Source organism: Aurantimonas sp. NFXS3 (assembly GCF_049132005.1).
Classification (GTDB): Bacteria; Pseudomonadota; Alphaproteobacteria; order Rhizobiales; family Rhizobiaceae; genus Aurantimonas; species Aurantimonas coralicida.
Genome location: NZ_JAGDDZ010000004.1, coordinates 64,468 through 79,426, shown reverse-complemented (window position 1 = coordinate 79,426; position 14,959 = coordinate 64,468). Strand labels below are relative to the sequence as shown.

15 protein-coding genes are annotated in these 14,959 nt (G+C 68.0%); 9 read left to right on the top strand and 6 right to left on the bottom strand.

Features of this window, described 5'->3' with window-relative positions; all coding sequences use genetic code 11:
• Positions 1-63: 63 nt before the first annotated feature.
• Entirely contained in the window at positions 64-1,380 is a 1,317-nt protein-coding gene (locus J3367_RS12700; protein WP_155898531.1) for a ChaN family lipoprotein, read from the top strand.
• Between the two features lie 244 nt (positions 1,381-1,624).
• On the opposite strand, the gene J3367_RS12695 is transcribed toward J3367_RS12700, so the two are convergent.
• The gene (locus J3367_RS12695; protein WP_024351626.1) at positions 1,625-2,473 is read right to left on the bottom strand and encodes an LOG family protein; all 849 of its coding nucleotides are present in this window, start codon (positions 2,471-2,473) and stop codon (positions 1,625-1,627) included.
• Positions 2,474-2,597: 124 nt separating this feature from the next.
• On the opposite strand from J3367_RS12695, the gene dapD reads away from it, so the two are divergent.
• Positions 2,598-3,452: a 2,3,4,5-tetrahydropyridine-2,6-dicarboxylate N-succinyltransferase gene (gene dapD / locus J3367_RS12690; protein WP_024351627.1), complete on the top strand. Its 855-nt coding sequence runs from the start codon at positions 2,598-2,600 to the stop codon at positions 3,450-3,452.
• A 50-nt stretch (positions 3,453-3,502) separates the two neighbouring features.
• The gene (locus tag J3367_RS12685) at positions 3,503-4,273 is read left to right on the top strand and encodes a phosphodiester glycosidase family protein (protein WP_244495460.1); all 771 of its coding nucleotides are present in this window, start codon (positions 3,503-3,505) and stop codon (positions 4,271-4,273) included.
• A gap of 33 nt (positions 4,274-4,306) precedes the next feature.
• On the opposite strand, the gene J3367_RS12680 is transcribed toward J3367_RS12685, so the two are convergent.
• Positions 4,307-5,395 (bottom strand): transglycosylase SLT domain-containing protein, encoded by a 1,089-nt coding sequence (locus J3367_RS12680; protein WP_081651967.1) that lies wholly within the window; start codon positions 5,393-5,395, stop codon positions 4,307-4,309.
• A gap of 135 nt (positions 5,396-5,530) precedes the next feature.
• Here J3367_RS12680 and dapE point away from each other — a divergent pair, with 135 nt between their 5' ends.
• Together dapE and J3367_RS12670 are read left to right on the top strand one after the other, a co-directional pair.
• Positions 5,531-6,763 carry a succinyl-diaminopimelate desuccinylase gene (dapE, locus tag J3367_RS12675; RefSeq protein ID WP_421461276.1) on the top strand — a complete coding sequence of 411 codons (1,233 nt, stop codon included), beginning with the start codon at positions 5,531-5,533 and terminating at the stop codon, positions 6,761-6,763.
• A 4-nt stretch (positions 6,764-6,767) separates the two neighbouring features.
• A complete protein-coding gene (locus tag J3367_RS12670; RefSeq protein ID WP_024351631.1) occupies positions 6,768-7,361 on the top strand; it encodes a hypothetical protein in 594 nt (197 codons plus the stop codon).
• Positions 7,362-7,368: 7 nt separating this feature from the next.
• Here J3367_RS12670 and truA read toward each other — a convergent pair whose 3' ends face one another.
• From truA to def, 3 genes are read right to left on the bottom strand one after another with little or no spacing between them, the layout of a single operon-like run.
• Complete coding sequence (gene truA, locus J3367_RS12665) at positions 7,369-8,148, bottom strand: tRNA pseudouridine(38-40) synthase TruA (protein WP_024351632.1); 780 nt, start codon at positions 8,146-8,148, stop codon at positions 7,369-7,371.
• Positions 8,148-9,107, bottom strand: a complete 960-nt coding sequence (gene fmt, locus J3367_RS12660) for a methionyl-tRNA formyltransferase (protein WP_024351633.1) — start codon at positions 9,105-9,107, stop codon at positions 8,148-8,150. Before fmt ends, truA begins: the two co-directional genes overlap by 1 nt.
• Before the next feature lie 17 nt (positions 9,108-9,124).
• Entirely contained in the window at positions 9,125-9,637 is a 513-nt protein-coding gene (gene def / locus J3367_RS12655) for a peptide deformylase (protein WP_024351634.1), read from the bottom strand.
• Between the two features lie 165 nt (positions 9,638-9,802).
• Between def and J3367_RS12650 the strand changes: the two genes are divergently transcribed.
• The 3 genes from J3367_RS12650 to J3367_RS12640 all read left to right on the top strand — a co-directional run bounded on the left by J3367_RS12650 (position 9,803) and on the right by J3367_RS12640 (position 13,173).
• Positions 9,803-10,984 (top strand): DNA recombination protein RmuC, encoded by a 1,182-nt coding sequence (locus J3367_RS12650; protein ID WP_024351635.1) that lies wholly within the window; start codon positions 9,803-9,805, stop codon positions 10,982-10,984.
• 192 nt (positions 10,985-11,176) lie between these two features.
• A complete protein-coding gene (locus tag J3367_RS12645; RefSeq protein WP_244495459.1) occupies positions 11,177-12,688 on the top strand; it encodes a serine protease in 1,512 nt (503 codons plus the stop codon).
• A gap of 176 nt (positions 12,689-12,864) precedes the next feature.
• Entirely contained in the window at positions 12,865-13,173 is a 309-nt protein-coding gene (locus J3367_RS12640) for a hypothetical protein (protein ID WP_024351637.1), read from the top strand.
• Between the two features lie 66 nt (positions 13,174-13,239).
• Here the strand turns inward: J3367_RS12640 and J3367_RS12635 are convergent, their stop codons facing one another.
• The gene (locus tag J3367_RS12635; RefSeq protein ID WP_029703511.1) at positions 13,240-13,959 is read right to left on the bottom strand and encodes a pyrimidine 5'-nucleotidase; all 720 of its coding nucleotides are present in this window, start codon (positions 13,957-13,959) and stop codon (positions 13,240-13,242) included.
• Positions 13,960-14,047: 88 nt separating this feature from the next.
• On the opposite strand from J3367_RS12635, the gene J3367_RS12630 reads away from it, so the two are divergent.
• The gene (locus J3367_RS12630; protein ID WP_024351639.1) at positions 14,048-14,953 is read left to right on the top strand and encodes a DMT family transporter; all 906 of its coding nucleotides are present in this window, start codon (positions 14,048-14,050) and stop codon (positions 14,951-14,953) included.
• Positions 14,954-14,959 lie beyond the last annotated feature (6 nt).

The window sequence follows — 14,959 nt, the reverse complement described above, 5'->3', positions numbered from 1 at the left end:
AGATTGCGGATCGGCTCGCACGATTCGCGCTCCGGGCTTTGCAATCGTTTTTGGGGAAACCGATTGAAACGACGGATCTGGATACCTTCCAGCATCATGCTCCTTGCGGGGCTCGGTTACGCCGTCGGCAAGACGGCCGACCTCGTCATGCCGCAGATGGACGCCGGCACCGATGTCGCCGAGTTCGTCGCGCCGAAATCCGATCTGTCCCTCGACGTTTCCCTCGTCCGCCCGGCCGACAATGCCTTTTCCGAAATCGCGGTCGCGACAGTCGAACCGTTCGACGCCGATGGTGACGGCACGCCGGATGTCCGGGATCTGGCCCAGCCGGCGGTGTCGAAGCCCGTCGCGACATCCGCGTCGGCCAAGCTCGCCGAACTCGCGCAGGCCGGCAGTTCGCGCACGCTGTCGCTGAAGGTGGCGGCGACGACCGGCCGTTCGACAAGTGCTTCGACCGCCGACCTGCCGACGATGGCGACCGCCTGGCAGTCGGAGCATTTCCGCGACAATCCGCTGGTCGGCGAAGTCTTCGATGCGCGCGGTGCGCGCTCGAGCCGCGACACGCTGATGGGGGCCGCCAGCGGCGCCCGCTATCTGCTTCTCGGCGAAATCCACGACAATCCCGATCATCACCAGCTGCAGGCCGACATCATCGGCGGGCTGGCCAAGCTGGGCAGCGAGCCGGCCGTGGTCTTCGAGATGATCCCGGAAAGCTTTGCCGACGTTCTGGAGGAGTTTGCCGAGACCGGTGACCGCGATGTCGCGTCGCTCTCCGAGCATCTGCAATGGTCGGAACGCGGCTGGCCGGCCTTCTCGATCTACCAGCCCGTCTTCGAGGCGGCCGTCGCCGAGGGCCTGCCGCTTCGCGCCGGAGATCTCGACCGCCAGACGATCCGTGCGATCGGCGAAAACGGCCTCGACGCCCTGAGCGAAGCCGAGATCGAACGCCTGTCGCTGCGCCTCGAAGTGCCGGCGGAACAGGCGGACGCACTGGCCGACACCATCAGGACCGCCCATTGCGGGCTGATGCCCGAGGGCGCCATCGGCGCCATGGCGACGGTCCAGCGGGCCCGTGACGGTGCACTGGCCGATGCGCTGGTCGATGCGGCGAAAGAGAGCGGCAGCGCCGTGCTGATCGCCGGCTCCGGCCATGTCCGCAAGGATCGCGGCGTGCCGAACATCCTCGCGGAACGCGATCCGGACGCGGCCACGGTCGCGGTGCAGATGGTCGAGGTCAGCGACGGCGAGGCCGAGGCCGCCGATTACGGCCTGACGAGCGATGCGCCGGCGCCCTACGACTACACGATCTTCACGCCGCGCAACGACATTTCCGACCCCTGCGAGGCGCTCCGCGCCCGGATGGGGCAGGCGGACCAGTAAGTCCGCCCATCGCAGGTTCCGCCTGCCGGGGCTTCGAGCCCAATCTCAGCGGAAGCGCCACTCCATCAAGCAAGGTCGTCATCCTCGGGCTTGACCCGAGGACCCATGCCGTACCCGGTGACGCGGCGCAGATCTCCGACGGAATGGTCGCTAAGGCGCAGAGGCGTGGATCCTCGGGGCAAGCACGAGGATGACGGGCGCCAGGGGGCGGTGCGGTGATGTCGGACGTCCCGCCGCTGCATCCTCAGAAATCGTAGAATTTCCGGATCGCCGCCCAGCCGTCCTCGGCCGTGTCCACATAGGTCACGAGATCGAGGTCTTCCGGCGCGATCGTGCCTTCCTCGGCGAGGGCCTCCAGGTCGATCACGCGGCGCCAGAAGCTCTCCCCGAACAGAAGCACCGGAATGCGCTGCATTCGCCGGGTCTGGATCAGCGTCAGCGCCTCGAACAATTCGTCCATGGTGCCGAAGCCGCCGGGGAAGATCGCCATCGCCTTCGCCCGCAGCAGGAAGTGCATCTTGCGGACGGCGAAATAGTGGAAGTTGAAGCACAGTTCCGGCGTGGCGAAGCGGTTCGGCGCCTGCTCATGGGGCAGGGTGATGTTGAGCGAGATCGACAGGGCGTCGACATCGGCCGCACCGCGATTGCCGGCTTCCATGACGCCGGGACCGCCGCCGGTGACGATGACATATTCCTTGCCGCCATGGCTGTTGGCCGAATGCTGCGAGGCGATGGCGGCGAAGCGGCGGGCCTCCTCGTAGAATTTCGAATTGGCCTCGAGGTTGCGGCGCTGGGTCTCGTTGCGCGCCGCCCAGGCCTCGGTGCCCGGCTCGGGAATGCGGGCGCCGCCGAACAGCACGACGGTGGACAGGATGCCCGCCTCGTTCAGCGCCAGTTCGGGTTTCATCAGCTCGAGTTGAAGCCGGATGCCGCGGGTCTCTTCGCGGGTCAGGAAGTCGTCGTCGGCATAGGCCAGCGCATAGGTGGGGGAGCGGGTCTGCGGGGTATCGACCTGTACTGCCGTCTCTTCCTTGTCCCGCCGCGAGCTCGGAAAGGGGTCCCAGCCGTTCTGGTTGCGGGGTGTTTCGTTCATCGTGTCTGCCTCGTCGCCTGCATGGGCCGTCGATTGACCGCCTCAGGGCCTTCAACTAGGGTCCGCGCCGACTTGGTCAGGGTGCGCAGCGCCCGCATTTTCCCCATTCTGCAGGAGTTCGCCGATGACCGCGCCGGATCGCGCCGCCCTCGAAACCACCATTGAACGGGCCTTCGAGGACCGGGACTCGATCTCGGCATCGACGACCGGCGAAGTCCGCGATGCCGTCGAGGCGTCGCTCGACCTGCTCGACCGCGGCGAGGCGCGCGTCGCCAGCCGCGAGGCCGACGGCAGCTGGACCGTGCACCAGTGGCTGAAGAAGGCTGTGCTCCTGTCCTTCCGCCTCAACGACATGACCGTCATTGAAGGCGGCCCGGGCGGGGCGACCTGGTGGGACAAGGTCCCGTCGAAGTTCGAGGGCTGGAACGCCGACCGCTTCCGCGAGATGGGGTTCCGCGCCGTGCCGAACGCGGTGGTGCGCCGCTCGGCCCATATCGGCAAGGGCGTCGTCCTGATGCCGTCCTTCGTCAATCTCGGCGCCTTCGTCGACGAGGGCACGATGGTCGACACCTGGGCGACGGTCGGCTCCTGCGCGCAGATCGGCAAGAACGTGCATCTGTCGGGCGGCGTCGGCATTGGCGGCGTGCTGGAGCCGATGCAGGCCGGTCCGACGATCATCGAGGACGGCTGCTTCATCGGCGCCCGGTCCGAGGTCGTCGAGGGCTGCATCGTGCGCGAAGGCTCGGTGCTCGGCATGGGCGTCTTCCTCGGCCAGTCGACCAAGATCGTCGACCGCACCACCGGCACGATCTCCTATGGCGAAGTGCCGCCCTATTCGGTGGTCGTCGCAGGCTCGATGCCGGGCAAGCCGATGGGCAATGGCGAGCCGGGGCCGAGCCTCTATTGCGCCGTCATCGTCAAGCGCGTCGACGAGCGCACCCGCTCCAAGACCTCGATCAACGAGCTGCTGCGCAACTGAGCCGGCGTCGCGGCCCCAAGCCGCGACCCTTGCCCCAAGGCCGATCCGCGATGGCGCGACTGCGAACCTTCTGGCCTCTCTCGCTGATCGCGGCGAGCGGCCTGTTCGGCTGGCTGCAGGGCGTGCCCTCGCTGCCGGCCGGCCATGACGGCCTCTGCCGCAGCGAAGTTGCGGCGGGGGTGGAGTATCTGGTCTGCGACGTGCCGCTGGATCGCACCGATCTCGCGCTGCGGGCCGTCGACGCGAGCAACGCGCCCTACCGGACCTTCGAGCGCGCCGCGGCAAGCGTCAATGGCCGCGTCCGCCTGATCATGAATGCCGGCATGTATCACGAGGACCGCCGTCCGGTCGGCCTTGCGGTGCAGGACGGCGTCGAGGTCAGTCCGCTGGTGCGCGGAACCGGCAGCGGCAATTACTCGATGCAGCCGAATGGCGTATTCTTTGTCGAGGATGGGCGCGCGGCGGTCCTGACCACCGACGCCTATCTCGCCGCGCCCCGCCGGCCGACGCTCGCGACCCAGTCGGGCCCGATGCTGCTCATCGACGGCAAGCTGCATCCGCGCTTCATCGACGGTTCCGACAGCCGGCATGTGCGCAACGGCGTCTGTGCCAGCGCGGACGGGCGGACCGTGCGTCTCGTCCTGTCGCGCAGCCCGGTCAATTTCTGGGATTTCGCCGTGTTCTTCCGCGACCGGCTCGGCTGCCGCGACGCGCTGTTCTTCGACGGCAAGGTGTCGAGCCTGTCCTATCCGGACGGCGGCATCGACTATCGCCGCGACCGGCTGGGGCCGATGCTGGTGGTCTCCGACAAGACGGACTAGCGGCCCGCCGACCGGCTCAGCCGAAGCGGACGCTCAGTCCGCTCCGCTACCGCGCAGTTCCGTCGCCGGATCGTCCGTGCCGGCCATGCGGGCGGCGAGGGAATCGGGCTCGGCGGGTGCGCTGGCCGGGCGCGAGGCGATGCGACCACCCTTACCATTTTCAGGAGCCGGGGCCGCCGCAGGCTGGGGCGCTGATGCGGCCGTCTCGCCTGCTTCGGTACGCGCAACGGGCCGCGGGATCGCCGCAGGCTTCGGTGCCGCGACATAGGCGGCTGCGACCACGGGCGTGTCGCCGCGTTGCGCTGCGGCCGGTTCACTGGCCGGCGCAGCGGTCGCGACCTCGGTGGCCGTTGTCGGCGCGGCTGCGGCAGGCCGTGCGGCCTTGGCCGGCGTTGCAGCGGGCTTTTCGGGGGCCGGCGTCACGGCGGCGACGAGCGTGCCCATCAGGCCCGGTTCGGATTCGGGCTCGGCGACCGTTCCGGGTGTCCGGCGGCGCTTCGACACTTCGGCCATATGCGCCTTGACTGCGGAGCAATAGCGCTGGGCCGAGGCGCTCATGCGGGTGGCGCGGTGACCGCCCTTGTACTTCATCGAGGCCTGGCAGACGTCGTGACCGCCCTTTTCCCAGGCGCCCTTCAGATATTTCATGCCGTAGGTGAGGTTGGTGTCGGCATCGAAGAGAGCGCTGGTCGGGCCGGAAAAGCCCAGCGACCGGGCGGTTGCCGGCTTGATCTGGCTGAGGCCGTAGACCCCGTTGCCGCGCGCCTTCGGATTGTAGCGGCTTTCCACCCGCACGACCGCATAGGCGAGGGGGGCGGGAACGCCGGCCTCGGCGGCATGGCGTTCGATCAGCCTGTCGAGCGAGGCGCTGCCGGAGATGGTGCCGGTCTCGGCGCCTGCCTCCGCCTCCCTGGCGGCGACAGCGACATCGGCTTCGGCCGGTGCGTCGGCATCCTCGGCCGCATCTGCCGTTTCCTTGCCGGCGACGGCGATCCCCATGGGTGATCCGCCCGGGCCGTCGGCGATGCAGCCGGCAAGGGCCGCCAGCGACGCGATCATGCCGAACAATGCGGCCCGTGTGACGCACGCAGAGCCGGCAATGGCGGTCCTCGGCAGTGTCATGGAAGTTCCCTCGCGCAATGTCCCCTGTGCTGCCTGTCCGTCCGGAAGGCGGCGGAAACGTGGCACGAAGCCGGATCGGGGAAGACGGCCGCAGCTGGTGGCGTTGCGGCATCATCTGATCTATCCCGGTGGGCCATGACCGACACTGTTTCCTTGCCCGTTTCCGCCGCCCGCAGCGATGATGCGACCGACCCGGTCGCGATCCTCACGCGGCTGATCCGCTGCCCCTCCGTGACGCCCGCCGAAGGCGGGGCGCTTGCCGCTTTGGAAGAGATGCTGGCGCCGCTGGGCTTTGCCGTCGAACGCCCGGTGTTCTCCGACATCGACACGCCCGACATCGAGAATCTGTTTGCCCGCGCAGGAGCGGCCGGGCCGCATCTGGTCTTTGCCGGACACACGGACGTGGTGCCGCCGGGCGACGAGAGCGACTGGCGCGAGGGCCCGTTCTCGGCGGCGATCGTCGATGGCGAGCTCTATGGCCGGGGCGCCGTCGACATGAAGGGCGGCATTGCCGCCTTCGTTGCGGCCTATGCCCGCCATGTGGAGCGGGCCGGGCGCCCGGCCGGGCAGGTCTCGCTGCTGATCACCGGCGATGAGGAAGGCCCGGCGGTCAACGGCACGGTGAAGCTCCTCGACTGGGCGAGAGCGCGCGGCGAAATCTTCGACGCCTGCATCGTCGGCGAGCCGACCAATCCGGCGGCGATGGGCGACATGATCAAGATCGGCCGGCGCGGGTCGCTGTCGGCCGAAGTGCGGGTCACCGGCGTTCAGGGCCATGTCGCCTATCCGCATCTGGCCGACAATCCGCTGCGCTCCCTCACGGCCATTGCCGAGGCGCTGATGGACGAACCGCTCGACGCGGGATCGGCGGAATTTCCGGCCTCCAATCTGGAGATCACCTCCATCGACACGGGCAACAGCTCGGTCAATGTCATTCCGGCACGGGCGCGCCTGTTCTTCAACGTGCGATTCAGCGATCGCTGGACGCCGGACAGCCTCAAGGACGAACTGACCCGGCGCATCGAGGCGGCGGCCGCTTCGGGCCGGTTCCGGGAGGGCCGGGATGCCGCCAATGTCGAGATCGTCTGGCGGGCACGGCCCTCGGACTCCTTCCTGACGCGGGACGACGCGTTGACGCAGGCGCTGGCCGGCGCGGTGGAGGCGGTCACCGGCCGCCAGCCGCAATTGTCGACCTCCGGCGGCACGTCGGACGCCCGGTTCATCAAGGACTTTTGCCCGGTTGTGGAATTCGGGCTTGTCGGCAAGACGATGCACATGTCCAATGAACGGGTGCCCGTCGAGGATCTCGAGACGCTGACGAGGATCTATGAAACCTTCATCGCCCGCTGGTTTGCCGCCCACGCCTGATCTGGTGCCGAGTCTCGACCACGTCCTGAACTTTTTTTCCGGCGTCGCCCTTCTGATGGCCGGGCGCGCCGAAGGGCTGAAACGCCTCGACCTGTCGGCGGACGGCTTCTGGCAGTCGTTTTCGGCCATGCTCGTGGCGCTGCCGCCCGTGGCCCTGTCATGGATCGAGTTCGAGACGTCGGCGCCGCGCACCGGCACGGCGGAGGGCTACGGCGCGGTGCCGGTCTATGGCGCCCATGCGCTGGCCGACTTCCTCGCCTGGACGCTGCCGATCCTGATCCTGATGCTGGTCGCCAAGCGCGTCGGCTATTCGCGCAAGATCGTGCCGCTGGTGGTGGCGACGAACTGGGGCGGGGCGCTGCTGGCCTGGGTGTTCGCACCCTACTGGCTGCTGATGCTTGCCTTCGGGCCTGGCAATGGCCTGTCGGCGCTCGGCCTCCTCGTGACCATCGCCTCCATCGCGCTGACGGTGCGGCTGATCTACATGGCCACCGGCAAGGACATGGCCGGGGCGGCGATCATCACCATCGGCATGATCGTCATCTCGCTGGTCAGCTATGGCGCGGTGATGGATTTGACCGGCATCCGGCTGATCTGACGCGCGTTCAGCCCGGATAGGGCGGCAGGGTGCGCTTGGGCGCGGTGCCGTATTCCACCCGGGTCAGATACAGCCCGTCCGGCGGGGCTACCGGGCCGCAGCGCTTGCGGTCGCGGGCTTCCAGCGCGGCGACGAGATCCGCCTCGGTCCAGCGGCCTTCGCCGACCAGCTTCAGCGATCCGGCAAAGGAGCGGATCTGGTTGTGCAGGAAGGACTGCGCCATGGCGTGAATGTGGATCTCCTCGCCCGGGCCGCGGACCACATCCAGCTGCTCCAGCGTGCGGATCGGGTTCTTCGCCTGGCAATGGGCGGAGCGGAACGTATCGAAATCATGGGTGCCGACAAGGCGCTGGGCTGCCGCGTGCATGGCATCGACATCGAGCGGCTTCGACACCCACCAGACCCGGCCGATCAGCAGCGCCGGCGGCGCCCGGCGGTTGAAGATGCGGTAGAGATAGAAGCGCTTGCGGGCCGAGAAGCGAGCGTCGAAATCGTCGGCCACCCGCTCGGCCGAGAGGATCGCGATAGGCGCGTCGCGCAGATGCGCGTTGAGCGCGTCGCGTACCGTGTCCGGCTCCCAGTCCCGCTGCAGATCGACATGGGCAACCTGGGCGCTCGCATGAACGCCGGCATCGGTGCGTCCTGCCGCGAAGAGGGTGGCGGCTTCGCCGGTGAAGCCTGCCACCGCGGTCTCGATCACCTCCTGCGCCGACAAATCGGTCTTCTGACGCTGCCAGCCGCAATAGGGCTTGCCGTCATATTCGATGGTCAGCTTGAAACGGGGCATCAGGCCGCGCCGGCGCGGCCGCCCGCCGGAACCGGCGTTCCCTTCAGAAGCTCTTCGGCGCTCATGCGGCGTCCGCCGGCGCGCTGCAGTTCGAGGATGCGGATCGCGCCCGTGCCGCAGGCGATCAGCAGCCGGTCGTCGAGAAGCGTGCCGGGTGCGCCGTCGCGGGTCTCGGCCGCCGCGCGCAGAAACTTCACCCGTTCGGGGGCGCCGCCGAAGCTCATCATCGTCCAGGCGCCGGGGAAGGGCGAAAAGGCGTTGATTCTGCGGGCAATGCCGGACGCGTCGCCGGTGAAGTCGAGCGCCGCCTCGGCCTTGTCGATCTTGGCGGCATAGATTGGCGCGCGGCCGGTGCGGGCGGCGATCGAATCCTGGTCCTCGAAGGTCAGGGTGCCGGCTTCGAGCTTGTCGAGCGCCTCGACCATCAGTGTCGCGCAGATCTCCGCCAGCCTGTCGTGCAGCTCGGCGGTCGTGTCGGTCGCGGCGATCAGGGTTTCGGCGGTCAACGCAACCGGGCCGGTGTCGAGGCCGGCTTCCATTCGCATGACCATCATGCCGGTTTCGGCATCGCCCGCCTCGATGGCGCGCTGGATCGGCGCGGCACCGCGCCAGCGCGGGAGCAGCGAGCCGTGGCCGTTGAGACAGCCCTGGCGGGGCATGTCGAGCACCGCCTGGGGCAGGAGCAGCCCGTAGGCGACCACCACGGCGACGTCGCAGTCGAGGGCGGCGAAGGCCTCGCGATCGGCCGGGTCCTTGAAATTCAGCGGCGAACGCACGGGCAGGCCGAGCCGTTCGGCCTCGCGCTGAACCGGCGAGGGCGTCAGCGTCAGGCCGCGGCGGCCGGCCTTGCGCGGCGGCTGGGTGTAGACGGCGGCGATGTCGTGACCGGCCGCCGCCAGGGCGGCGAGCGTCGGCACCGAGAAGGCCGGCGTTCCCATGAAGACGACGCGCAGCGCCATGGTCCCCTCCGCGTCGCTCAGGCGGTCCTGCGGGCGGCCTTGGTGAACTTCTTCACTACCATGTCGCGCTTCAGCTTGGAGATGTGGTCGATGAACAGGACGCCGTTCAGATGGTCCAGCTCGTGCTGTACACAGGTCGCCAGGATGCCGTCAGCGGTTTCCTCGTGCATCTTCCCGTCGAGGCCGAGATAGCGCACCGTGACCTCGGCCGGCCGTTCGACCTCGGCGTAATAGTCCGGGATCGACAGGCAGCCTTCCTCGTAGACGCTGACCGCGTCGGAGGTCGTCAGGATCTCCGGATTGAGGAAGATGCGCGGCGCGTTCTCCTCCTCTTCCTTGGAGACGTCGATCACCATCATGCGCAGCGGCTCGCCGATCTGGATGGCGGCAAGGCCGATGCCGGGGGCGTCGTACATCGTCTCCAGCATGTCGTCGGCGAGGCGACGCACCTGGTCGTCGACCGTTTCGACAGGCTTGGAGGTCTGGCGCAGAACCGGGTCTGGCAGGATGATGAGGGGCTTGATCGTCATGGCGTTCAGGTAATGGCTGGCACGAAGCCGGTCAATCTCGGATGAAGGCCCCGGCCGGCTTTCCGCCGGTCCGGATGATGGCTCCGCCGTCGTCAGGTGGGGCGGGATGGTCTATGTTCGCGTTTTGGTCCCGATTCGTTAAGGGTCGCCCGCTAGAGTTCGGTCATGGACAGCGCCGCCTTCGCCGCAGCCTTCTCGGCTCCCGTCATCTTTCTCGGCGATCATCCGCTGACGCTGGCCGAAGCGTTGCTGGCAGGGCTGGCGGCCCTGTTCTTCGTCCTGTGGCGGCGGGCCAGCCGCGCCGCGCGGGAGGCGGGCGATCATGCCGACCGCAGCGACAGCGAGGCGTCGGAGCGGCTCGACGCGGTGCTGCGCTCCCAGGCCGAGATCACCGGCCGCATGCAGACCATGGCCGAGATCATCGGCTCGCGGCAGGCGGACCTGACCCGCACGCTCGCCGAACGGCTCGACGGGCTGTCCACCCGCGTCGGCCAGTCGATCCGCGAGACCGGCACGGCCACCAGCGCCTCGCTGACCGCCCTGACCGAACGGCTGGCGGTGATCGACCGGGCGCAGGGCGAGATCCGCGGGCTTGCCGGCGAGGTCGTCCGCCTGCAGGACATTCTCTCCAACAAGCAGAGCCGTGGCGCCTTCGGCGAGGGGCGGATGCAGGCGATCGTCGCCGACGCGCTGCCCTCGGCCGCCTATTCCTTCCAGGCGACCCTGTCGAACGGCAAGCGACCGGACTGCCTGATCCGCATGCCGAACGGCGCTCCGTCGCTGGCGATCGACGCGAAGTTCCCGCTGGAGGCCTTCACCGCCCTGCGCGAGGCCGAGAGCGACGAGGCGCGGACCTTCGCCGCCAGCCGGATGCGCCGCGACATGGACGTGCATGTGCGGGCCATCGCCGACAAATATCTGATCCCCGGCGAGACCCAGGACACGGCCTTCCTGTTCGTGCCGTCCGAGGCGGTGTTCGCCGAACTGCACGAGCGTTTCGAGGATATCGTCCAGAAGGCCTACCGGGCGCGGGTGGTGATCGTCTCGCCATCGCTGCTGCTCCTGTCGATCCAGGTGGTGCAGGCGATTCTCAAGGATGCCCGGATGCGGGCCGAGGCGGGGCGCATCCAGAAGGAGGTCCGGCTTCTGGGCGAGGATCTCGTCCGGCTCGACGCCAGGGTGTCGGCGCTGCGCACGCATTTCGGGCAGGCGGGCCGCGACATCGACCAGATCCTGGTGTCGACCGACAAGCTGATGCGGCGCGGCGAGCGGATCGAGGCGGCCGAACTCGGCGATGACGGAACGGCCGCCGGGCCGGTGACACGCACGGCGCCGGGCGCCGTCTGAACGCGATCTGAAGCCGACAGCAACAGGCCGGATGTCTACTGGCGGAACTTTCGTCAGTCGCAGGAAGAATTGCATTCGCAACCATATTAAGAAAAAGTAAAGGACTCGTGGATCGATTTCGCGCATCCTACGTTGCTTGTCTGTCACCGGTTGATGATGGGGGATGACATGCGGCGCTCGGCGCGGGTTTTGATGACGGTACTGGCTCTGGGCACCATGCCCATGGCGACGCCGTCTTTCGGCGCGCAGGTCTCGCAACTGGCCGTCGCCTACAACGACCAGACCGATCTCGATTTCCGCAAGGGCCTGCAGATCCGTCTGTCCTGGACCGGCGACTATGCCGGTGCCTTCGACGGCCACATCGCGGCGTCCTCGCTGCGCGCCATCCGCGATTTCCAGGCCCGGCACGGCATGGTCGCGGACGGCGTCATCGACGAGGCGATGCTGCGTCTCCTGATCCAGAAGTCCGACGGCGCCGAGGCGGCGACCGGCATGGCGCTGATCGACGATGCGGTGACCGGCCAGCGCGTGCCGCTGCCGATGCGTCTGGTCGAGGATCTGGGACCGACGGATGTCGGCCATCTGTGGCGCGCCGCCGACAAGACGGTCGAGATCGAGACCGTCCGCATCGCCGGTACCGGCCAGACCCTGCGCGGCCTGTTCGACGTTCTCAGCACGCCGACCCCTGACCGCAGCGTCGCCAATGCCGAGTTCGGCGGCGAGTGGTTCACCCTCGACGGCAATGCCGGCGACCATCACTATGTCATGCGCTTCTCGGCAAAAGGCGGCGATCTCCGCGGCTTCTCGGTGTCCTATGCCAAGGACCGGGCCAAGGTGATGCGGCCCTATGTGGCCGTGGCCGGCAATCTGTTCGAGCCCTTCGCCGGCGAGCCGCAGGCACCCCTGGTCGCTTCGCGCGAGCCGAACGCCTTCTCGGCGCTGCTGGCTCGCAGCCATACGAACGGTGCCTTCGAATCCCGCTACGCGATGGCCTCGGTCGATCCGAAGCAGCCGAACCTCTTCGAGATGCCGTCCCCGGCACCCGCCAAGGCCCAGCCGGCGCCTGTTCCCCAGAAGCCGGAATTCGACATGGCCGGCAGCGGCTTCGTCATCTCGGAGGATGGCTGGCTCCTGACCAACGCCCATGTGGTGCGGGCCTGCACCAGCGTGCTCGTCGGCGAGCAGCAGGTCGCCACGAAGACGATCCTCGATACCGACAACGACCTGGCGCTGGTCAAGGTCGACGGTGTGGTCGGCGAACCGCTGGCGATGTCCGTCACGAAGCCGCGTCTGGGCGAGGACGTCCTGGCGCTCGGCTATCCGCTGCGTTCGATCCTGGCCGATTCCCTCAACGTGACCCGCGGCAACGTCTCGTCGCTCCTGGGTCTTGCCAATGACGAGCGCTATCTGCAGATCTCGGCGCCGGTGCAGCCGGGCAATTCCGGCGGCCCCCTCGTCGATCTGGCAGGACGTGTCGTCGGCGTGGTCACCGCCAAGCTGAACGCGGTGGCGGTCGCCGATGCGACGGGCGATATCCCGCAGTCGATCAATTTCGCCGTCCGCCCCGATGCGGCCGTGGCCTTCCTCGACCGCAACGCCGTCGCCTACAAGACCGCCGACGCCTCGCTGCCGCTGGAAAGCGTCCCCGACGCCACCGCGGCGGTCAAGGATTCGGTCCTGCCGATCATCTGCGTCGGTCGCTGAATTCGCGGCCTTTCCCGCGCAGTCCATAAAGAAATGCCGTCGCCGGTTCTCTGCCGTCGGCGGCATTTTGCGTTGGTGCGTGCTGACCGGCCGTTCCGGAACCCGTGTCGCGGACGCGGCGTTGCTTCCGCAAGATCACCGGCGCGATGCGCCGTGACCCGGGACAGGAGATTGCAATGACGAAGACCGACACCGACTCGGAGATGATGCGCGACCAGCAGGACCGCGACACGCCGCAGCACATGGCCAGGGACGGCGAGAAGCACCCGGCGGAGCGCAGCGATCTCGATGCGCAGAGCAAGGCCGAGCGCGAGCAGGCGAAGGGCGGCACGGCGCCCAACGGCACCGAACAGATGGAAGCGATCTTCGAGGCCAACCAGAAGGGCCCCAAGAGCGGGAAAGCCGAATCCGACCTGATGGCGGATGCGGCGACCGACGGGCAGGCCGGTTTGGCGCGCCCGAACCGGTCGCTTCTCCGCGACTGACACCCATGACAGGCGAAGCGCAGACAGGGCGATCGGATTTCATCCGGTCGCCCTTTTGCATCGCGCCTAGCGGATGGAGCGCAGGAAGGTCGTCAGGTCGTCGGTGACGAAGTCGATATGCTCGCCGTCGCGGCCTTCATGTTCCCAGACGTCGCCGAAGCTCTCTTCCAGGTTGCGCGGCACGATCAGCACCGTGCGCATGCCCAACGCCTTGGGCACTTCCAGATTGCGCGCCAGATCCTCGAACATCACGGCGCGTTCCGCATCGACCCGGTGCAGGCCGAGGAACTTGTCGTAGGTCTGCGAGGCCGGCTTGGGCACCAGTCCGGCGGCGACGAGATCGAAGATGTCCTCGAAATGGTCGAGAATGCCGAGCTGGCGCGCGGCGCGTTCGGCATGGCCGCGATCGCCATTGGTGAAGATGAACTTGCGACCCGGCAATGCGCGGATCTCGTCGCCCAGCGCGGTGTCGGGGGCGAGCCAGGAATAGTCGATGTCGTGGACATATTGCAGGAAGGCGTCGGGATCGACGTCATGCTCCTGCATCAGGCCGCGCAGGGTCGTGCCGTAGCGCCGGTAGAAATCCTTCTGCACCACCCGCGCCTCGTCCTTCGGCAGCGTCAGGAAGTCCGAGACGAAGGCGGTCATCCGCTGGTCGATCTGCGAGAACAGGTTCGTGTGGCGCGGATACAGGGTGTTGTCGAGATCGAAGACCCACTCCGTCACATGGGCGAAATCCTGCGGGCGGGCATCGGCGGTCTGGCGGATCGGCGAGTGAGCGGTCATGGGGTCCGGAAGGTTCGAGCGTCGGGCGCCTTGCCAAGCGTCGCCGAATAGGGGAGCGAGGGCGGTAAGACAAACTGACGGATCGCCCGTGCCGCTCTGGATTCCGATTACCATCACCGCCGCCTTCCTGCAAAACCTCCGCTCGTCGCTGCAGCGACAGCTGAAGGGCCGGATGGGCTCGACCGGCGCGACCTTTGCGCGCTTCGGCTTCGGCTTTCCCTTTGCCGTGCTCTACATCGTGGCGCTCGACCTCGTCGGAGGCGCCACCCTGCCGGGCGTGAACGCGACATTTCTCATTGCCGTTGCGGCCGGCGGTATTGCCCAGATCCTCGCGACTTTCCTGCTGGTCTATCTGTTCGGCTTCCGCAATTTCATGGTCGGCACGGCCTATTCCAAGACCGAGCCGGTGCAGGCGGCGATCTTCGGCCTGATCATCCTCGGCGAGACGATCTCCTGGCTCGCCTTTGGCGCCATCCTGGCGGGCGCCTTCGGCGTCGGGCTGATCTCGATCGCCGGGCGCAAGGGCGGCACCAGCCTGCGCCGGGCGCTCTTCTCGCGCGAGGCGGGGATCGGCATCGCCTCGGGCGCCTTCTTCGGCATCTCGGCCGTCTGCTTCCGCGGCGCGTCGCTGTCGCTGGAGGAGGGCGGCGTGCTCGCCCGGGCGGCGACGACGCTGGTCTGGGCGACTGGCATCCAGACCGCCGTGATGCTCGTCTGGATGGCGCTGAAGGACCGGGCCGAACTCGTCGCCGTCGCCAAGGCCTGGCGGCCGGCGCTGCTGGTCGGGCTCGTCGGCGTCTCGGCCTCGGCCTGCTGGTTCACCGCCATGACGCTGGAAAAGGTCGCCTATGTCCGCGCGCTCGGCCAGATCGAACTGATCTTCACCTTCGCCTCGTCGGTGTTCTGGTTCCGCGAGAAGATCGCCCGGCTGGAGCTGGCGGGTTGCCTGCTGATCGTCGCCGGCATCCTGACACTGCTGGGCACGGCCACCTGACAGCGC